We start from the raw sequence: 19,419 nt of genomic DNA on the forward strand, positions 1-19,419 counted from the left end.
GGCATAAAAAAGAAAGACTTAATATATTAGTTTAACAAGAATAACACTTCAATATAGCTATATATCAGAGAAGTTTTTTCCGGCACCATTCACTCCAAGAACCTATGTAAAGTGCAGGTATAGGTAGCCCTGCATAAGCTATAGCAAGAAGTGTATGGCAGGCTGTAACGCCAGATCCGCAATGCACTATAATGTCTGTTGCTGTATATTTCTCAAAAAGCGGCCCGTATTTTTCCTTAAGTGTCAAAGGGCTTAAAAACAATCCGTCTTCATCAAGATTATCTTTAAATGGAAAATTAACCGCCCCGGTTATACAGCCCGCTACAGGATCTATAGGTTCTGTTATACCATTATAGCGCGCTGCATCGCGTACATCAATAATGAGTTTATCTTTAGTTACCGTAGCGTTTTCCACTTCCTCAAAAGTAACTGTTTTTAACTGCCAGCCTGTAACAGGGTAGGGGTGGGTTGCTATAATTGCAGTTATTGAGGAAGATACTTTTATACCTGCTTTTAGTGCTGCCTGTAACCCGACGTTTAGTACCTGCACCTTAGCGTGCCCCATTGCGGTAAGCACCCACCAGAAGCGTGCTGCCGCATTGGCTGCGCCTTTGTCATCATATACCACAATATGAGTATTGGGCGTTATACCCATGTTGCCAAGTAATTTTGAAAAAACAATTATATCGGGCAACGGGTGCCTGCCACCCAACGCAGCATTTTGGTTTTGTGCGGAAAGGTGTCTGTTTAAATCAATATATACAGCGCCTGTAAGGTGTTGTTTTTTATAACGTTCTAAGGCCTCATCTCCAGATCCGGCATCAACCAGCACTACCTGTTGCGGGTTGAGGTTTTTAAGGTGCGATGCACTTATTAGGGCTTGCAGGTTGTTTTGAGGCATATAAAAAAACCCTGCCAGGAGCAGGGTAAAATTTTAGTCACTATTTAAGTAATATCTTATTATATTCTGCTGTATTGGTAAGTACGGCTGCAGCCTTTTTAATTTCGGCATCGCTGGTAGTATAATAATGGTACAAACCTTCTTTATACTGGTAGCGTTTTATAAGCTCGTCTGTAAGTAGGTCTTTAATTTCTTCTTTATGTGCATTAAGTTCTTTTTCCTCGCTTTTTTGCAGTGCGGTTAGAAGTTGATTATATTCTTTTTGTATACTCTCGTCTACTTTTTCTTTTTGGGCTATTATAAATAAATCTTTAAGCGCATGTTCAGTTTCGGTGTCAAACTCAAAATTTTCTTTTTTCAGGTATTGCCTAAAAGCCTCAAAGTCACTATCGTTAATATCAGGTATGGCGGTACCTTGGCTGGGGTGTTTATAATAATATTCTGTAGCATAGTTAAAAATACCGTCTTTGCGCAATAGTGCATCGGCAATGGCACTTTGTTTAGATTCTTCCAGTACTATATCCGGCAATATGCCCCCGCCATCATAAACGGTGCGCCCGTTACGGGTTTTAAAGGCATTATAATCTTTTTCATCTATGCGTATAGCTTTTCCGTCAGCATCTTTATGCGTATAATCCAGCGCCTGTATACCACGCCCGGACGGTGTATAGTAGCGAGATATAGTAACTTTTACCTGCGTGCCGTAAGTAAGGTCTAAAGGGCGTTGTACAAGGCCTTTGCCAAAGCTCCTGCTGCCTACTACAAGCGCACGGTCTAAATCCTGTAATGCACCGGAAACAATTTCTGATGCCGAAGCGCTTTTTCCGTCAACCAATATCGCCAGCGGAATTTCCGTATCTACAGGCTCGTGCTGGGTTTGGTATGTGTTATTGTAATTTTCGTTTTTAGAACGTGTGGTAACAATAGTTTCGCCTTTAGGTAAAAACAGGTTACAGATGTTAACTGCTTCATGCAGCAGTCCGCCTGGGTTACCCCTTAAATCAAGTATGATATTTTTTGCCCCTTTACTTTTTAGCTCAAGGAGGGCATCTTTAGTCTGGCTCGAAGCCTTGCGGTTAAACTGTGTGAGCACTATATACCCCGTTTCCTTACCAATAAGGGCATAGTAAGGCACCGCGTTTAACTCAACTTCATTTAAAACAATTTCTGTAGTATAGGTTTTTCCCTGGCGGATATATTTAATGGGTATTTTGGTGTTTTTAGAACCCTTAAGCAACTCCCCCGCATCTTCCTTAAAATCGGTAAGTACCACATCGCCAATTTGTATAATTTCGTCTCCGGCCTTAAGCCCGGCCTTATCGGCTGGGTAATCTTTATATGGCTCACGCACTATAAGCCTGCCCTCTTTACGGGTTATCAGCGCGCCTATACCGGTATATTCTCCTGTATTGTTTATTTTAAATTTAGCTACATCGGCTTCATTAAAATATACGGTATAGGGATCCAGGTCCTGTAGCATGCTTTTTATGGCTTTATCCATAAGTTCGCCGGGATTGGTTTCATCAACATAGTTGGTGTTTACCGTTTTATAAAGCGTGGTAAATATTTCTATTTGTTTTGCAATTTCAAAAAAATCGTCGCGGTATGTAAATGCCGATGTAGTAAACAATACAACAACTGCCAGTATCGGCAGGGCATACTTCTTTTTTAATCTTTTAACCATGGTCTTTTCTTTTTCGGGTCTTTCTCCTGTACATTATGTACACTACTACGAAAATAACAATTATCGGCCAAATATTCAGTACTATAAGAAAGAAACTGGAAAGCCAGCCAAAGCCGGATGCAAGGGAGTTCCAGGCCTTACCTGTATACGATTCGCCCGGGGGTTCATTATCTTCGGTAATTTTATAAAAATCTATGTTTACAGTACTCATGTTTACGCGGCTGGCCAGGTACCTTAACCTGCCTTCGGCTGCTTCTATTTCTTCGCGTATGGCTGATATTTCTTTTTCTATCTGCAACATGTCTTCCACTTTATTGGCCCGGCGCAGCATATCAAAATAACGTTCTTCCAGCACTTTTTTGGCTTTCATCCGGGCTTCAACATCTATATACTCTTCGGTAACATCGTCGGCCGTTATGCTTCTTTTGTCAAAATAGGGAATGCCCTTACTAATATCAGCTATAAATTTTTCAAAGTTGGCAGAGGGTAAACGTACGGTGATACTTCGGGTAAGGGAATTATATTCCTTATTCTGCAAATCGTTTTGCATCAATCCGTTATATCGTGTTATAGCACTGTTTATTATTGCAGCGGTACTGTCAAGGCTGCCGGTTTCAAAGCGGAGGAATGCAGTTTTAATTATTTTCTGATCCCTTGCTGGGGCCGCTTCTGTGGGCAGAGCCATTTTATCTTTAAAGGTTTCGGCCGAAGCTTCATAAGCGGAATCATTCCCTTCAGATTCGGCTTCTTTTTTACATGCCGGTATCATAACGGCAATAAGCAGTGCGGTTATTAATTTTTTCATGGTGGTTTGGTTGTTTATGGTATAAACGTAAAACCGCCCTGTTTTAGTATCAGCAGGTTATGGGTTAACCAAACCTTCCTGAAGCAAAAACTTATCAATTAGCTGCACGGTTTTTTCGTAAACCTCGTCATAGGTAAGCCGGTCTTTGGTTTGGTAAAGCAGCATAAAGGCATAAGGCTTGGTTAGTGCACCGGTCAGCTGGTATTTATTAAGGCGGTACGCCTCACGCATAAGCCGTTTATAATAGTTGCGGTCAACCGCTTTTTTAAAGTAGCGTTTGGAAACCGATACACCAACCTGTGTAGACGAAATTATATCAGCATCATCCAGCGGGATATAAACAAGGCGCAAAGGGTACTTAGAAACCGATTTACCTCCGGTAAACAGTTTTTCTATTACTACCCGGCTTTTTAGTTTTTCGCTTTTAGGATATGTGAAACGTTTTTCCATCAGCACAAAGGTACAATGAGAATGGGTAATACACATTTTAATACTGAATTCTTCTGGTATTATTTCTTTAAATTTTATGAATCGTCAGTACACAGTACTATTATGATACTTTGCTTTTTTATTAGCCTTAAAATTTTTATACTTGTAGATATGTTAAAGCGATACTAATAGTTTATGGTTTCTGAAAGGATAGGTTTGTATATCGAAAAAAAGCACATAAGCTATTATGCTTTTGAAAACAGTATTGGCGCAAGCCGCGGAAGTATTTCTAAAGCGGTAAAAGATTGTAAAAGTATTGGCTCTAACGTACTTGAGAAAATAATTTCGGTGTACCCGGATTTAAACCCCGTGTGGCTGCTTACCGGCGAAGGCGATATGCTGCTTGACAGGGATAACGAAGATGGTGTAAACAGGTATTATTTAAAAACCGACAGCACGGTTGACATACAGCAGGTACCGTTATATAATGCCGAAGCTGTTGCGGGTATTATCCCGCTTTTTAACGATGCAAAACAAACCCAGCCGATAGACCATATTGCCATACCCAATTTACCAAAATGCGATGGCGCTATATATGTAACAGGCAATAGTATGTATCCGTTGCTTAACAGCGGGGATATTGTACTGTATAAAATTGTAGATGATATACCTAACAGTATTTTTTGGGGAGAAATGTATTTGCTTGCCCTTACAGTAGGGGGAGAAGAGTATATTACTGTAAAATTTATACACCGGGCTGATAAAGAGGGATGGGTAAAATTGGTGAGCCAGAATCCGGACCACCAGGATAAAGAAATTGAACTGAGCGCTATACGGGCACTTGCCCTGGTTAAAGCCAGTATCAGGATTAACGCAATGCTATAATTTTCTACTACAATCAGGTAATTAATTTACCTTCTGCACCAGATGCTTTACTAAAACGCATGCCGTTATTGTTTAGAAAAGTGGAATTTTTCTACAGGAATATACCCAGTTTTCCCCATTTCCCCAATAAAATAAATACGGAATATATTTTTGCATGGCTTGAAAAAATTATTTTAAGTTATTGATTTTTAGAGTTTTATTTTAGGGTGTAATTATTTTTATGGAGTAAGGCAGCAATACAGGCACTGATATTGTTTTACTTAAGCATATACGATCTATAAAAAACTATATACTCATGAAAAAATTATTTTTAAGCGCATTGATGTTAACCGGAATGGTAGCCTTTGCACAACAACCAGTAACAACACAGGAACCGGTAAAAACAACACAGGATACGGCAGCAACTGCAACGCAAACCAGGGTTGAAAAAACCAGGACGGAAACACCGGCTGCTACTACAACTACTAAAAGAGAAGCCACTACCACTAAAAGAGAAGAAAAAGCTAAGGCTGATAAAGCAGCGGCTAAAAAATCTGAATAACCTAAGTAATAACCACGTCTACTTTTTAGCACACTTATAACTACCGCAACAGGTTTTTCATCTATTTTGCCTGTTGCCTTGTAAAAACCCTTTGGATATGCTCCAAAGGGTTTTTTATTTAATGGTAATAATTAGGGTAAACCTATTATTCTTTTACAAAAAGGTTATTTTCTTTATTAACATCGGCCATTTGCTGTGCGGGGTCTATCATTATAATGCTGATGTCGCTTTTGGGCTTGTTAATGGTAAAGGTATAGGTAGGGTGTGCCCAGTCCCAGTCTTTTACTACAGTACGCTTAACAGCAAAAGGGTTCGGTTTTTCATAATGCATCATTTGCAATGGTACATAAAAACTTTCCTGAGAGCCATCGCTATAACCAACAATAATATCTAGAGGCATGGGCATAAGGCCTATACGCTTTAGCATAACGGTAGTTGTATCATTTTCTTCGGTTACAGCATCAATGGCATAATCAATAGTATTGGTAGTTTGGCACCAGTCGGTAAGGTACCAGTCCAGCTCTGCCCCGCTTACTTTTTCGGCTGTTCTCTTAATATCATTGGGCGTAGGGTGGGTAAATTTAAAATCATAATAAAACCGTTTAAGGGTTGCTGCCAGGGCATCTTCACCAATAACATACCCCAGCTGCGCCAAAAATATTTCACCTTTGCTATATGCAGAAATACTATACAAAGCATTCATATTATAACGGTCAGAATGTGTGGTAAGTGGCTGTTCTTTACCGGATTTAGCCATATAATAGTAATTATTATACGCACTTTGAAACGGGCTTTCGGGTTCTTCGCCTTCTTTTACTTTGGGGGGCAATACGGTTTCCATGGCCATGTCGCTTATATAACTGGTAAAGCCTTCGTCCATCCACTCGTGCTTACTTTCGTTGGAAGCCAGCACATGCTGAAACCAAGAGTGGGCAAACTCATGCGCCACAACACCCACAAGGCTGCCGTAGCTGCGGTTGCCTGTAATAAGGGTGCACATGGCATACTCCATACCGCCATCGCCCCCCTGCACCACGCTGTACTGCTTATATGGATAGGCGCCTACATGCTGGTTATAAAACTCCAGAAGCTCGGCTACTTTAGGTTGCATTTTTTTCCAGCCTTCTACATACTCTGTGTTTTTTTTGTAGAAAAAGTGTAAGATAACACCGTTTGGTCCGGTAATTTTATCGTGAATATAATCAGGGTCTGCACCCCAGGCAAAGTCATGCACATTTGGCGCTATAAAATGCCAGGTAAGCGTTTTTACTTTTCTATTATATTTAGGTTCGGCTACACCTTCGTCCTGATAGCCTTTGCCAATTTCATTGCCATTTTGCAGGTACCCGCTGCCGCCAATGGTGTAGTTTTTATCTATAGTGATATTAACGTCAAAATCGCCCCAAACACCAAAAAACTCACGGCCTATATAGGGGTCGGCATGCCAGCCTTCAAAATCATATTCAGCTATTTTGGGGTACCATTGGGTCATACTCAATGCTACGCCTTCTTCACTGTTGCGCCCACTGCGTCGCACCTGTAATGGTACCTGACCATCAAAATTAAGGGTAAACGTTACCGATTTTCCCGGTAGTATGGGCTGGTTAAGGTCAACTTCTAAAATAGTGCCCTCGGCAACGGCTTTGGCAGCCGTGCCATCCTGCTTAAAATCTATAATGTTGAGGTAGCCAATTTCATCGGACTTTAAGGTAGCTATACGGCTTTCTTTAATAGTTTCGTTACCTGATTTAAACGATTTCACCATTCGGCTATCCGGGTCGGCAATAGCCTGCAGGCGCGCATCCATTTCGCTGCCCGGCTGAAAGGCATTTGGGTATAAATGGTAGTATACCCTGCGCAGCGTATCGGGTGAATTGTTGGTATATACCAGTTGTTGTGTTCCGGTATATTTGTACGTTTTCACGTCCATATTCACATCCATTTTATAATCAACATGCTGCTGCCAGTACCCGGCGTTGGGGTTATGGTTTTGTTGCGCAAAAAGGCCGGTAGTGGCCATTAAGGCGAGTAGTGTAGCTATCTTCATTTGGTAAAAATAAAAAAAGTTTTTAAAGTGGCAGGGTTACAAAGTTTCAAAGCTATGAAATATGAAAAGGGAGTAGGTGAAAAGGAACGATACAAAAGCAATTTTAAACTAAAAACCCCGTGCGTTGAGCACAGGGTTTCAGCTATTTTATTTAAATATGAATTACATTTTACCCCTCGACATTTTATCGGCAAGGATAATAGCATTGTAAGCATTTACAATACGGCCTGTCTGTGAAAGGTTGCTGAAAGAAGTTTCAATAGCATCTTCGCCACCACCGGCATTAACCGTAATATTTATTGGCAAACCACTTTGCATAATTACTTTTTTAACCTGAGAAGCGGTTAGCTTAGGGTAAAAAGCACGTATAAGTACTGCTACACCCGCAGCATTTGGCGATGCCATAGACGTACCCTGTAAAAAGCGGTAAGAATCGTTAGGGGTAGTAGCATAAATTTCTACACCCGGGCTAAAGATATCTACCTCTTCTTTACCGTAGTTGCTAAAACGCGCTACCATATCCGGGCCGTATTCCGGCGTAAGGGCACCAATGCATAAAAAGTTATCAGAAATTTCAGTGTCAGAGTTTGCCGTATCATTAGGATAACGCGCTACTACGCCACCGCCTTTATTAAGGTTCATACCATCGTTACCGGCGGCACATACTATAAGTACATCTTTTTCAGCGGCATATTTTATAGCATCATATACCCAGTCGCTGTGGGTTGAGTAGTATTTACCAAAACTGCCGTTTATTACTTTTGCGCCATTATCTACCGCATAGCGTATAGCAAGGGCAACATCTTTATCGTACTCATCACCATCCGGTACGGCACGAACCGACATAATTTCGGCATAATCACTGGCAACACCGTCTCCGCCTATGCCATTACCCCTTATTTGTGCTATAATACCCGCAACGTGGGTACCATGCAGGGCACCTTCTTTTTCAGGACCCCAAACCTGGTTGTTACCATAGCTTTTAGTGCTCCAGTCATCTGCGTTATCGCCTAAAATTTCACGTCCGTCAAACTTCAGGTTAAGGTGATAATCCAGGGTGCTGTTTATATGTTCTTTAGCGCCGTCAATACGCTCCATAAAATCGGCATGGCTCATATTACTTAATATCCTTATAAGGTTTTGTTTTACCCCTTCAAGATCAGCCTCGTCCACTTTTAATTTTTGCAGGTCTTCTGCGGTATATTCTGTTTTGCCTAATTTTTCCTGAAAGGTTTTGTCAATATTGCTCAAAAAGTCAATTTTTTGCTTTTCGGCCATCATTTCATTATATTCTTTTTCATATTCGGCACGGGCTTCTTTATACATCTCGCTGCCATCATCACCTTTTTTCATGATGCGTACAAACTCCAGGTTTTCATGTTCAATGTCACCTAAAAAGTTCCAGCCGTGCACATCATCTATGTAGCCGTTTTTATCGTCATCAATACCGTTTCCTGCAATTTCTTTGGTATTGGTCCAAATCCTGCCTGCAAGGTCGGGATGCTCAATATCCACACCGCTATCTACTATACCAACCACAACTTTATTGCTTTTACGGTCTTTCAGTAGTTCATAAGCTCGGTCTACGCTCATGCCCGGCACCGTATCAGTAAGCAGGTCCAAATCGCTCCAGCGTTCTTTTTGTGTTTCGGTTAAATCAGCTTTTTTGGCTGTTATAGGGGTTGCAATGGTTATAGGGTCGGCAGTAATTCTGGGGGCGCCACATCCGGCTAAAAATAATGCCAGTGCGGCGGATAGGTAAAGAGACCTGAATTTCATTGTTTCTGAATTATTTAATTAAAAAATTTGTCTAAAGTATTGCCTAATTGTTACGCAAAGTTAACAATTAACATTACATTAATATATCTTCGGCTTTAAAAACCTCATTAAGGCGCACACCCTTTTCGGTATGCTTAACGGTTATAACTTCCTGATTGGCATCGTGTTCTAAAATTAAATAATACCCGTTGTCAGCGGCTTCATTTAAAAATGATGCTTTCTCGTCAAGCGTTAATAAAGGCCGTGTGTCATAGCCCATTACATACGGCAGGGGCAGGTGTCCGGCGGTAGGCAGCAGGTCTGCCACGTAAACAAATGTCTTGCCGTTATGTACAAGCTTAGGCAGCATTTGTTTTTCGGTATGCCCATCGACAAAAAATATCCCAAAGCCAAGTTCGCTTTTTTCAAGAAAAGCCCCTTCAGGGCGGGAAATAAATTTTAGCTGTCCGCTTTCCTGCATGGGGATGATATTTTCCTGCAAAAAAGATGCTTTTTCCCGCGCATTAGGCTTAGTAGCCCACTCCCAATGGTTATCGTTAGTCCAGAAATGTGCATTTTTAAACGCGGGCTCATAACCCGTGCGGTCTTTATTCCACTGTATGGCGCCCCCAACGTGATCAAAATGAAGATGTGTTAAAAACACATCGGTAACATCATCGCGGTGAAAACCGTATGCAGCTAACGACTTATCCAAAGAATGTTCGCCCCAAAGGGAGTAATAGCCAAAAAATTTATCGCTTTGTTTGTTACCCATGCCGGTATCAATTAATATCAGCCGGTTACCATCTTCAATAAGCAGGCAACGCGCCGCCATATCAATTAAATTATTTTGGTCGGCCGGGTTAGTTTTGTTCCATATGGTTTTGGGTACTACGCCAAACATAGCGCCACCGTCCAACTTAAAATTTCCGCTTTCAATAGGGTATAATTTCATGAAATATAATTTGTAAATATAAATGGGGTGCTTTTAAAGTACCCAAACACAAAATTAAACATAATAAACTGACAATTTGTGTTTAAATAACATAAGTAGGCATTGTGGTATAGATATTGACTATAGTATATATACATAAAAAAGATAGCTTTTATTGCAATGATATAAATTGTAGGCTATCTTTGCATTAAATTTAGACTAATTACAGATATTAAAGCGATGATAAAAGTATCAGATTCAGCAAGAAAGAGAGCCACCATGCTCATGGAGGATGATGGTTTTGATGCTGCTACCGACTACATACGGGTAGGGGTAAAAAGTGGCGGATGTTCTGGCCTGTCATACGAATTGAAATTTGATAAGGAACTGGCCGAGAATGACAAGGTTTTTGAAGATAATGGAGTGAAAATAGCCGTAGATAAAAAAAGTTTCCTGTACTTGGCCGGTACCGTGCTGGAATATTCAGGCGGGTTAAACGGCAAAGGCTTTGTGTTTAATAATCCAAATGCACAAAGAACCTGCGGCTGCGGGGAGAGTTTTTCATTATAAATTATTATCAGGTTCAAGGCTTAACGTTTATAGTTGCCTGGGGCCTTTTGCATTTTAAGTAAGCTGGTTTATGTCAGGTTTATAATAAAAACTTTAAACCTGAAACTTTAAACCTGAAACAAAAAGGTATGAGCAAATACACAGAAGAAGAATTAAAAGTTGAACTCGAAAATAAAGAGTACGCGTACGGCTTTTATACCGATATAGAAAGTGACACGTTTCCTATAGGGTTAAGCGAGGAAGTTATACGCATGCTTTCGGCTAAGAAAGAAGAGCCCGAATGGATGACGGAATGGCGCCTTGAGGCGTACCGTGCCTGGGAACAAATGGCAGAGCCTACATGGGCTAATGTACATTATCAAAAACCAGATTTTCAGGCAATTTCATACTATTCAGCACCTAAAAAGAAACCGAAATACGAAAGTCTTGATGAGGTTGACCCGGAGTTACTGGATACGTTTAAAAGACTCGGAATTTCTATAGACGAGCAAAAGAAACTTGCCGGTGTGGCTGTAGATATTGTTATGGACTCGGTTTCGGTAGCCACAACGTTTAAAAAAACACTGGCTGAAAAGGGTATTATTTTCTGCTCTATTAGTGAAGCTATAAAAGAACATCCGGAACTGGTTAAAAAATATTTAGGCACCGTAGTGCCACAGCGTGACAATTTTTATGCCGCGCTTAACTCAGCCGTATTTAGCGATGGGTCTTTTTGCTACATCCCTAAAGGGGTGCGCTGCCCAATGGAGCTGAGCACGTATTTCCGTATTAACCAAGCCGGCACAGGGCAATTTGAACGTACGCTTGTAGTGGCTGATGAAGATAGCTATGTAAGCTACCTTGAAGGCTGTACCGCCCCAAGCCGTGATGAAAACCAGCTGCATGCAGCTGTAGTAGAACTTATTGCCCTTGATGGTGCCGAAATTAAATACAGCACTGTACAAAACTGGTTTCCCGGTAATAAAGAGGGTAAAGGCGGGGTATACAACTTTGTAACCAAACGCGGCCTTTGTGAGAATAATGCTAAAATAAGCTGGACACAGGTGGAAACCGGCTCTGCCGTTACCTGGAAATATCCAAGCTGTGTGTTAAAAGGAGATAATTCGGTAGGAGAGTTTTATTCTATTGCCGTAACCAATAACTACCAACAGGCTGATACAGGTACTAAAATGATTCACTTAGGCAAAAATACCAGGAGTACTATAATCTCTAAAGGTATATCGGCTGGTAAATCACAAAACAGTTACCGCGGACTGGTACAGATAGGCAGCCGTGCAGAAAATGCCCGTAATTTTAGCCAGTGCGATTCACTGCTAATGGGTAACAACTGTGGGGCGCATACTTTTCCATATATCGAATCTAAAAACACAACCGCTAAAATAGAGCACGAGGCTACCACCAGCAAAATTGGTGAAGACCAGGTGTTTTACTGCAACCAGCGTGGTATACCTACCGAGAAAGCCATTGCACTTATTGTAAACGGCTTTAGTAAAGAGGTATTAAACAAGCTGCCGATGGAGTTTGCCGTTGAAGCGCAAAAACTGTTGGAGATTAGCCTTGAAGGAAGTGTTGGGTAAATTTGTAAATGAGGTAATTTGATAATTTGTAAATGTATAGATGGAGTCCAAGCAAAATGTAATTGTAGTACAAACGTTTGAATTTGCTTTGGGTATTGTAAAATATTGTGAAGCGTTGCAGGACAATAGAAAGTTTGTAATTGCTAATCAGTTATTAAAATCAGGAACATCTATCGGTGCAAATATCAGGGAGGCTCAAAATGCAGAAAGCAAAGCTGATTTTATTCATAAGTTTAAGATTGCAGCTAAAGAAATTGAAGAAACATTTTATTGGCTTGAATTGTGTAAGTTTTCTGAAAATTATCCAAATCCGGATGATTTAATTGTAAAGCTTGAAAAAATATCGAGAATAGCTAACAAGATTATAATAACATCGAAACAAAAATAACTAGTGAAATTTTCAAATTTCCAAATTAATAAATTTCCAAATTAATGTTATCAATAAAAAACCTGCACGCAAGCGTAGAAGATAAAGAAATCCTGAAAGGTATAAACCTTGAAGTTAAAGCAGGAGAGGTACATGCTATAATGGGGCCTAACGGTTCCGGTAAAAGTACACTTTCGGCGGTAATTGCCGGTAATGAGAATTATGAGGTAACCGATGGTGAAATCTATCTTGATGGTGAAGATATTGGCGAATTTGCACCGGAAGAACGTGCCCATAAAGGGGTATTTCTTTCGTTTCAGTACCCGGTAGAAATTCCGGGCGTATCGGTAACCAACTTTATGAAAACCGCTATTAACGAAAGCCGTAAGGCAAACGGTAAAGAAGAGATGCCGGCCAACGAAATGCTGAAGCTGATCCGCGAGAAAAGCGAGCTTTTGGAAATAGACCGCAAGTTTCTTTCACGCTCATTAAACGAAGGTTTTTCAGGTGGGGAGAAAAAACGTAACGAAATTTTCCAAATGGCTATGTTAGAGCCTAAACTTGCCATTTTGGATGAAACCGATTCCGGGCTTGACATTGATGCGCTGCGAATTGTAGCCAACGGGGTTAATAAATTACGCAGCAAAAACAACGCTGTGGTGGTTATTACCCACTATCAGCGCCTGCTTGATTATATAGTGCCTGATTTTGTGCACGTGTTGTATAAAGGAAAAATTGTAAAATCGGGCGGTAAAGAACTGGCTTACGAACTTGAAGAAAAAGGCTACGACTGGGTGAAAGCGGAAAATTAAATTTGTTTAAGGTTTCAAGTTTCAGGTTGTTCTTAAAGTTCATTACACAAAAATGGCTACGATACAACGTTTTGAAGATTTAGAGATATGGAAAGAAGCGCGCAGGCTTGCCACTGAAATTCATAATCTAAGCATTGATACCTTACTAAATAATGACTTTGGGCTTAAAAACCAGATTAAAAGATCTTCCGTATCAATAATGGACAATATTGCAGAAGGATTTGAGAGGGATGGCAATTTAGAATTCAGGCAATTCCTTTCAATAGCAAAAGGTTCAGCAGGGGAAACCCGTTCACAATTATACAGGCTTTTAGACTGCGGATATATTTCTGCTGAAAATTTTGAAGTCCTGAAAAACGATTACGAGAAATTAAGCGGTAAGATTAATAACTTTATCGTTTATCTAAATAAAAAAGATTTTAAAGGTAAAAAGTATCAGTAAAAATAACTGATAGGTAAAGGGTTTAAGTAAACAATTTTAAACCTGAAACCTGAAACCTGAAACTATTATGGACCTGAAAGAAAAACTATTATCGTCTTTTATGGCGTTTGAGGAGCGTGTAGATGTGAATGCAGAATTGCACGATATTCGCACTAATGCCATTAAGAATTTTGAAAATAAAGGCTTCCCTACTAAAAAAGAGGAAGCATGGAAATATACATCGCTTAACGCAGTGCTTAAAAATGACTTTAGCGTATTCCCTAAAGAGGAAAATGCGCTTAACTATGCGGATGTAAAAAAATACTTTTTACATCATGTAGATACCTATAAGCTGGTATTTATAGACGGTATTTTCAGCTCGTTTTTAAGCAGCACTACGCACGAGGGTATAGACGTTTGCCTTATGAGTAGCGCCTTGGCTAAACCCAAGTATAAAGAGGTTATAGACACCTACTTTAACAAAATAGCCAACACGGAAGAATCGCTTACCTCATTAAATACCGCATTTGCAGTAGAAGGCGCTTTTATTAACATACCCAAAGGTAAAATAGCCGATAAGCCTATAGAAATTATGTGCCTTAGCACAGGTAATGAGGCGGCTTTAATGCTACAGCCCCGTAATCTTGTAATTGTAGGTGAGAACGCCCAGGTACAGATTATTGAGCGCCACCAGAGCCTTAACAGCAACCCGGTACTTACCAATAGTGTAACTGAAATTTTTGCACATGAATATGCCAATGTAGATTACTACAAAGTACAGAATGATGTGCAAACGGCAAACCTTATTGACAACACCTACATTGCCCAGAAAGGCAATAGTAATGCCTCAGTGCATACATTTTCGTTTGGAGGTAATGTTACCCGCAACAACCTGAACTTTTACCATCAGGGCGAGCATGTGGAAAGTACACTAAAAGGCATAACCATAATTGGGGATAAACAGCATGTGGATCATTATACTTTAGTACAACATGCCGAGCCGAACTGCGAGAGCCACCAAAATTATAAGGGTATTTTTGACGGTAACTCCACAGGTGTGTTTAACGGTAAGATATATGTAGAAAAAGAGGCGCAAAAAACCGACGCCTTTCAGCAGAATAACAATATATTGATTAGTGAAAAAGCTACCATAAATGCCAAGCCACAGCTTGAAATTTTTGCTGACGATGTAAAATGCTCGCACGGGTGTACCATAGGGCAGCTGGATGAAGATGCCTTATTTTACCTGCGCAGCCGGGGCATACCACAAAAAGAGGCTAAAGCATTGCTTATGTATGCTTTTAGCAACGAAGTTATAGAAAGCATACGCATACCGGAACTTAAACAACGCATTACCAAACTTATTGCCGATAAACTGGGTGTAAGTATGGGTTTTGATTTATAGACATACAGAAGCACCTTAGGGTGCTTTTTTTATAGTGCACTGTAAAAGCACATTAAATAATTATGCCTTAATTTTGTAAATAGTTAAGGTAAAAAAAGGAATAGCATAATGTTAGATATAAAAGCCATCAGGGCTGATTTCCCCATACTGCACCAAGAGGTAAACGGCAAACCTTTAGTGTATTTTGATAATGCCGCTACATCGCAAAAACCACAGGTAGTTATAGATGCCATAAGCGAATATTACCAAACCATAAACGCTAATATACACCGTGGTGTACACACACTGAGCCAGCGTGCTACCGATGCCTATGAGCTTTCGCGGCAAAAGATACAAAAGCACATTAATGCCCAACACGAATATGAGGTGCTGTTTACCAGTGGCACCACACACGGTATTAATCTGGTGGCTTCAGGGTTTACCCAATTTGTAAAAGATGGCGATGAAATCATCATCTCCGCTATAGAGCACCACAGCAACATTGTGCCATGGCAATTGCTTTGTGAACGTACCGGAGCTACATTAAAAGTTATCCCTGTAAATGAAGCAGGGGAGCTTTTAATAGAAGAATATGATAAACTGCTTTCGGAAAAAACCAAAATAGTAGCCGTAAATCATATCAGTAATACATTGGGAACCATAAATCCCATAAATTATATTATAGATAAAGCCCACGCTATAGGGGCCGCAGTGTTAATAGATGGCGCACAGGCTGCTCCACACACTACCATTGACGTACAGGCACTGGATTGCGATTTTTATACCTTTAGCGGGCATAAAGCCTGCGGCCCTACCGGCACAGGCATTTTATATGGAAAAGAGGCCTGGCTCAATAAATTACCGCCTTATCAGGGTGGGGGAGAAATGGTCAAAGAAGTTACTTTTGCCAAAACTACCTATGCTGCACTACCGCACAAATTTGAAGCCGGCACACCCAACATTGCCGGGGGCATTGTGTTAGGTACCGCTATAGATTACCTTAACAGTGTTGGCCTTGAAAACATACAGCAATACGAGCATGAACTTTTAGAATACGGCACCAAACGACTTTCAGAAATTGAAGGGCTTATTTTTGTGGGTACTGCAAAACAAAAAACGTCGGTAATATCATTTAACCTCAATGGCATACATCCCTATGATGTAGGCGCTATTGTAGATAAAATGGGCATAGCCGTGCGTACAGGCCACCATTGTACACAACCCATAATGGACCGTTTTTGTATACCGGGTACCGTTCGTGCTTCTTTTGCGTTTTACAACACCAAAGAGGAAATAGATGCGTTGGCAACAGCCATTAAAAAAGCACAAATGATGCTTAGCTGATACGAGCCGAAATTTTGCTATCTTTATACTATAAATTAATTCCCGTACTCCATCTTCAATTAAAAGTGGACGGGGTAACCAGATAATACAATATATGAAAAGACTACTGCCAATAATGCTACTGTTAGTGCTACTGCTGCAGGCGTGTTCAACATCTAAAAAGCTTTCGCCTCAAATGCAAAAGCTAAGCAGCCAGATAGCCTTTGAATATGTTGCGCTTACACGGGGGGCATATAATAAAATTATTGTTTCTCAGGACAGTATAGTAACGTTAAAACAACGGGATCTCTCTGGCGCCATTGTAAAAAAAACCGATGAAAAAGACTGGAACCGTGTATTAATGGCTTTAGAAAAAGTAAATCTGGACAGCATTTCGTTATACAAAGCGCCTACCAATAAAAGGATGGCAGATGCGGCGCTTATGGCAAACCTTAAAGTTTTTGTAAACGGTAAAACACACGAAAGTACTACGTTTGACCATGGTTATCCACCGGAGCAGATAAAAGAGCTCACCGAACGGATTATTGCCATGTCTCAACTACATAAAGAAAAGGAGTAAATGATAATGGATATTAAAGAGATACAAGAAGAAATAATTGATGAGTTTTCAATGTTTGAAGACTGGGAAGAGCGTTACCAGTATGTAATAGATCTGGGTAAATCGCTACCGCTTATCAGTGAACAGTACAAAACTGACGATTATATAATAAAAGGTTGCCAGAGCAAAGTCTGGCTACATGCAGAACAACAAAACGGTAATGTAATTTTTACTGCTGATAGCGATGCTATACTTACCAAGGGTCTTATTGCCATAATGATACGGGTATTTTCCGGGCAAAATCCACAGGATATATTACAGGCAGATACCGATTTTATTGACGAAATTGGGCTAAAAGAACACCTTTCGCCCACACGTGCCAACGGGCTGGTATCTATGATTAAACAGATAAAAATGTATGCGCTTGCCTTTAGCGCTAAAAACTAACTAATATGGAACAGGAAATGGATACCCATCAGCTTGGGGAAGAAATTGTAAAGGTGCTTAAAAGTATTTATGACCCGGAAATACCGGTAGATATTTACGAATTGGGGCTGGTATATGACGTTATGGTAAATACAGACCATGAAGTAAAGATATTAATGACACTTACCTCTCCTAACTGCCCGGTAGCCGAAAGCCTGCCGCAGGAAGTAGAAGAAAAAATAACAAAGATAGAGGGCGTAAAATCTACCGAGGTAGAAATAACATTTGATCCGCCCTGGACACGCGATTTGATGAGCGAAGAAGCCAAACTGGAACTGGGGATGCTTTGATTTAGTTTATAAAGTTGTAAAGTTAAAAGTCCCCGTTACAGATATTCTAAATACTGACTAAATGTTTTTTACCGGGGGTGCATTACAACACAAATTCAAAATTGTAATAATGAAACCTGAAACCACTATTTCAGAAGAAGAAATAATAAATCGCGTTGTCAACAGTAAGCTTGAGGTTTTTGACCTTGAAGATTATTATCCGGAAGGCGAACGTGTAGCGCTTGATATTTCCGGATGGCTGCTTGAAGGTTTGGTATTACGCGAAAAAGACTTTCGCGAAACATTAAAAAGTCATGACTGGCAGCAATATAGCGGCTGCTATGTGGCGGTATATTGCAGTACCGAGGCCATAGTGCCCGCGTGGGCCTATATGCTGGTTACTACATATTTGCAGCCCGTAGCTAAAAAAATAGTGCAGGGCGGCAGCATTACACAGATTAATGTACTGCTTTACCAGGAAATTCTGTACGGGCTGGATTATTCGGCTTATCAGGGTAAGCCTGTAATTATAAAAGGCTGTTCCCGCAAGCCTGTACCCCAGGAAGCCTATATTATGGCTACTCAAAAACTTATGCCTGTTGCCAGGAGTATTATGTTTGGCGAGGCTTGCTCATCGGTACCCCTGTACAAGAAAAAATAGCGTTAAACACACTTTTTTAGCGTATAAAAATCGGGGTTTGGTTATATTTGCCCAAATCGGTTTTATTATGAAAAATTTTTTACCAATACTGTTTTTTCTATCGGCAGTGGCTACAATACAGGCCCAGGATAATGCAAACCCTGCTAAAGCAGATAATGATACTATCGGCCCGTGGACAAAGAAAGGAAATGCTTCCTTAATGTTTAACCAGTCTACCTTTAGCAACTGGATTGCCGGGGGAGAAAATAATATATCGGGCACTGCAGGCTTTAATTATGATTTTAATTATAAAAAAGGCCCATGGAGCTGGGATAATAAGATAATAGCTTCATACGGTATTGTAAAAACCCGTAACAGTGCTTTTGCCAAAAAAACAGATGACCGCTTAATGTTTAATTCTGTTTTGGGTAAGCAGGCTACAGAGCGTTGGTATTATTCGGCTTTTGTAAATTTTAAAACACAATTTGATAAAGGCTATAACTATTCAACCAATGAGGATGGTGCCGAAGTGCGTGATGAATATACCGAATTCATGTCTCCCGGATATTTGTTAGCAGGTGTGGGTATGCTCTATAAAAAAGACGATAATTTTAAAATAAACCTTTCACCCCTTACCGGTAAGTTTACTTTTGTGGATGCCTCTCGTACGCTGCCCGATGAAGCTTATTTTGGTGTTAAGGAAGGCGATTGGGTACGTTCGGAGTTTGGTTTTAATGCTTCGGCTTACTATAAGCTTGATGTGTTGGCCAATGTAACTTTTGAAAATATACTTAACCTGTATTCTAATTATCTGGAAGATCCGCAAAATGTAGATATAGATTACCAGCTGAATATTGTGATGAAAATTAACAGGTACCTTACTACCAACCTGTCATTCCAAACCATTTATGATGATAATGCCTATAAAGGCTTTCAGGTGCGCCAGGTATTTGGTGTAGCAGCTAACTATGGTTTTTAGATAATAAATAATTACAGATAACATATTACATAAATCCTCTACAATTTT

General features: G+C 40.2%; 21 protein-coding genes. 14 read left to right on the forward strand and 7 right to left on the reverse strand.

The window, feature by feature from the left end; genetic code table 11:
- Window positions 1–64 precede the first annotated feature (64 nt).
- From ABS766_RS15660 to rnpA, 4 genes are read right to left on the reverse strand one after another with little or no spacing between them, the layout of a single operon-like run.
- Window positions 65–901 (reverse strand): sulfurtransferase, encoded by an 837-nt coding sequence (locus ABS766_RS15660; protein ID WP_408086136.1) that lies wholly within the window; start codon window positions 899–901, stop codon window positions 65–67.
- Between the two features lie 40 nt (window positions 902–941).
- Entirely contained in the window at window positions 942–2,585 is a 1,644-nt protein-coding gene (locus ABS766_RS15665; protein WP_408086137.1) for a S41 family peptidase, read from the reverse strand.
- Window positions 2,578–3,390 carry a DUF4349 domain-containing protein gene (locus tag ABS766_RS15670; protein ID WP_408086138.1) on the reverse strand — a complete coding sequence of 271 codons (813 nt, stop codon included), beginning with the start codon at window positions 3,388–3,390 and terminating at the stop codon, window positions 2,578–2,580. The genes ABS766_RS15665 and ABS766_RS15670 overlap by 8 nt, the downstream gene beginning before the upstream one ends.
- 57 nt (window positions 3,391–3,447) lie before the next feature.
- Window positions 3,448–3,843: a ribonuclease P protein component gene (rnpA, locus tag ABS766_RS15675; RefSeq protein ID WP_408086162.1), complete on the reverse strand. Its 396-nt coding sequence runs from the start codon at window positions 3,841–3,843 to the stop codon at window positions 3,448–3,450.
- Window positions 3,844–4,014: 171 nt separating this feature from the next.
- Here rnpA and ABS766_RS15680 point away from each other — a divergent pair, with 171 nt between their 5' ends.
- Both ABS766_RS15680 and ABS766_RS15685 read left to right on the forward strand, forming a co-directional pair.
- The gene (locus tag ABS766_RS15680; protein WP_408086139.1) at window positions 4,015–4,704 is read left to right on the forward strand and encodes a S24 family peptidase; all 690 of its coding nucleotides are present in this window, start codon (window positions 4,015–4,017) and stop codon (window positions 4,702–4,704) included.
- A gap of 295 nt (window positions 4,705–4,999) precedes the next feature.
- Complete coding sequence (locus ABS766_RS15685) at window positions 5,000–5,245, forward strand: hypothetical protein (protein WP_408086140.1); 246 nt, start codon at window positions 5,000–5,002, stop codon at window positions 5,243–5,245.
- A 145-nt stretch (window positions 5,246–5,390) separates the two neighbouring features.
- On the opposite strand, the gene ABS766_RS15690 is transcribed toward ABS766_RS15685, so the two are convergent.
- The 3 genes from ABS766_RS15690 to ABS766_RS15700 all read right to left on the reverse strand — a co-directional run bounded on the left by ABS766_RS15690 (window position 5,391) and on the right by ABS766_RS15700 (window position 10,005).
- The gene (locus tag ABS766_RS15690) at window positions 5,391–7,292 is read right to left on the reverse strand and encodes a M1 family metallopeptidase (protein ID WP_408086141.1); all 1,902 of its coding nucleotides are present in this window, start codon (window positions 7,290–7,292) and stop codon (window positions 5,391–5,393) included.
- Between the two features lie 162 nt (window positions 7,293–7,454).
- Window positions 7,455–9,071, reverse strand: a complete 1,617-nt coding sequence (locus tag ABS766_RS15695; RefSeq protein WP_408086142.1) for a S8 family peptidase — start codon at window positions 9,069–9,071, stop codon at window positions 7,455–7,457.
- A 73-nt stretch (window positions 9,072–9,144) separates the two neighbouring features.
- Complete coding sequence (locus ABS766_RS15700; protein WP_408086143.1) at window positions 9,145–10,005, reverse strand: MBL fold metallo-hydrolase; 861 nt, start codon at window positions 10,003–10,005, stop codon at window positions 9,145–9,147.
- Window positions 10,006–10,224: 219 nt separating this feature from the next.
- Here ABS766_RS15700 and ABS766_RS15705 point away from each other — a divergent pair, with 219 nt between their 5' ends.
- The 12 genes from ABS766_RS15705 to ABS766_RS15760 all read left to right on the forward strand — a co-directional run bounded on the left by ABS766_RS15705 (window position 10,225) and on the right by ABS766_RS15760 (window position 19,371).
- A complete protein-coding gene (locus ABS766_RS15705) occupies window positions 10,225–10,554 on the forward strand; it encodes a HesB/IscA family protein (protein WP_408086144.1) in 330 nt (109 codons plus the stop codon).
- A gap of 128 nt (window positions 10,555–10,682) precedes the next feature.
- The gene (gene sufB / locus ABS766_RS15710; protein ID WP_408086145.1) at window positions 10,683–12,131 is read left to right on the forward strand and encodes a Fe-S cluster assembly protein SufB; all 1,449 of its coding nucleotides are present in this window, start codon (window positions 10,683–10,685) and stop codon (window positions 12,129–12,131) included.
- Between the two features lie 40 nt (window positions 12,132–12,171).
- Window positions 12,172–12,519, forward strand: coding sequence for a four helix bundle protein (locus tag ABS766_RS15715; RefSeq protein ID WP_408086146.1), 348 nt, complete (start codon window positions 12,172–12,174; stop codon window positions 12,517–12,519).
- A gap of 44 nt (window positions 12,520–12,563) precedes the next feature.
- Window positions 12,564–13,310, forward strand: a complete 747-nt coding sequence (gene sufC / locus ABS766_RS15720; RefSeq protein WP_408086147.1) for a Fe-S cluster assembly ATPase SufC — start codon at window positions 12,564–12,566, stop codon at window positions 13,308–13,310.
- A gap of 52 nt (window positions 13,311–13,362) precedes the next feature.
- Window positions 13,363–13,752 carry a four helix bundle protein gene (locus tag ABS766_RS15725; protein WP_408086148.1) on the forward strand — a complete coding sequence of 130 codons (390 nt, stop codon included), beginning with the start codon at window positions 13,363–13,365 and terminating at the stop codon, window positions 13,750–13,752.
- A gap of 67 nt (window positions 13,753–13,819) precedes the next feature.
- Window positions 13,820–15,136 carry a Fe-S cluster assembly protein SufD gene (sufD, locus tag ABS766_RS15730; RefSeq protein WP_408086149.1) on the forward strand — a complete coding sequence of 439 codons (1,317 nt, stop codon included), beginning with the start codon at window positions 13,820–13,822 and terminating at the stop codon, window positions 15,134–15,136.
- A gap of 108 nt (window positions 15,137–15,244) precedes the next feature.
- Entirely contained in the window at window positions 15,245–16,459 is a 1,215-nt protein-coding gene (locus ABS766_RS15735; protein ID WP_408086150.1) for a SufS family cysteine desulfurase, read from the forward strand.
- A 94-nt stretch (window positions 16,460–16,553) separates the two neighbouring features.
- Window positions 16,554–17,018, forward strand: a complete 465-nt coding sequence (locus tag ABS766_RS15740) for a hypothetical protein (protein ID WP_408086151.1) — start codon at window positions 16,554–16,556, stop codon at window positions 17,016–17,018.
- 6 nt (window positions 17,019–17,024) lie between these two features.
- Window positions 17,025–17,444 (forward strand): SufE family protein, encoded by a 420-nt coding sequence (locus ABS766_RS15745; protein ID WP_408086152.1) that lies wholly within the window; start codon window positions 17,025–17,027, stop codon window positions 17,442–17,444.
- 5 nt (window positions 17,445–17,449) lie between these two features.
- Complete coding sequence (locus ABS766_RS15750; protein ID WP_408086153.1) at window positions 17,450–17,773, forward strand: SUF system Fe-S cluster assembly protein; 324 nt, start codon at window positions 17,450–17,452, stop codon at window positions 17,771–17,773.
- A gap of 109 nt (window positions 17,774–17,882) precedes the next feature.
- Window positions 17,883–18,413, forward strand: coding sequence for a DUF2480 family protein (locus ABS766_RS15755; protein ID WP_408086154.1), 531 nt, complete (start codon window positions 17,883–17,885; stop codon window positions 18,411–18,413).
- A gap of 67 nt (window positions 18,414–18,480) precedes the next feature.
- Window positions 18,481–19,371 (forward strand): DUF3078 domain-containing protein, encoded by an 891-nt coding sequence (locus ABS766_RS15760; protein WP_408086155.1) that lies wholly within the window; start codon window positions 18,481–18,483, stop codon window positions 19,369–19,371.
- The last annotated feature ends 48 nt before the right edge of the window (window positions 19,372–19,419 follow it).

It is taken from the genome of Flavobacterium rhizosphaerae, from assembly GCF_046000445.1.
Classification (GTDB): domain Bacteria; phylum Bacteroidota; class Bacteroidia; order Flavobacteriales; family Flavobacteriaceae; genus Flavobacterium; species Flavobacterium rhizosphaerae.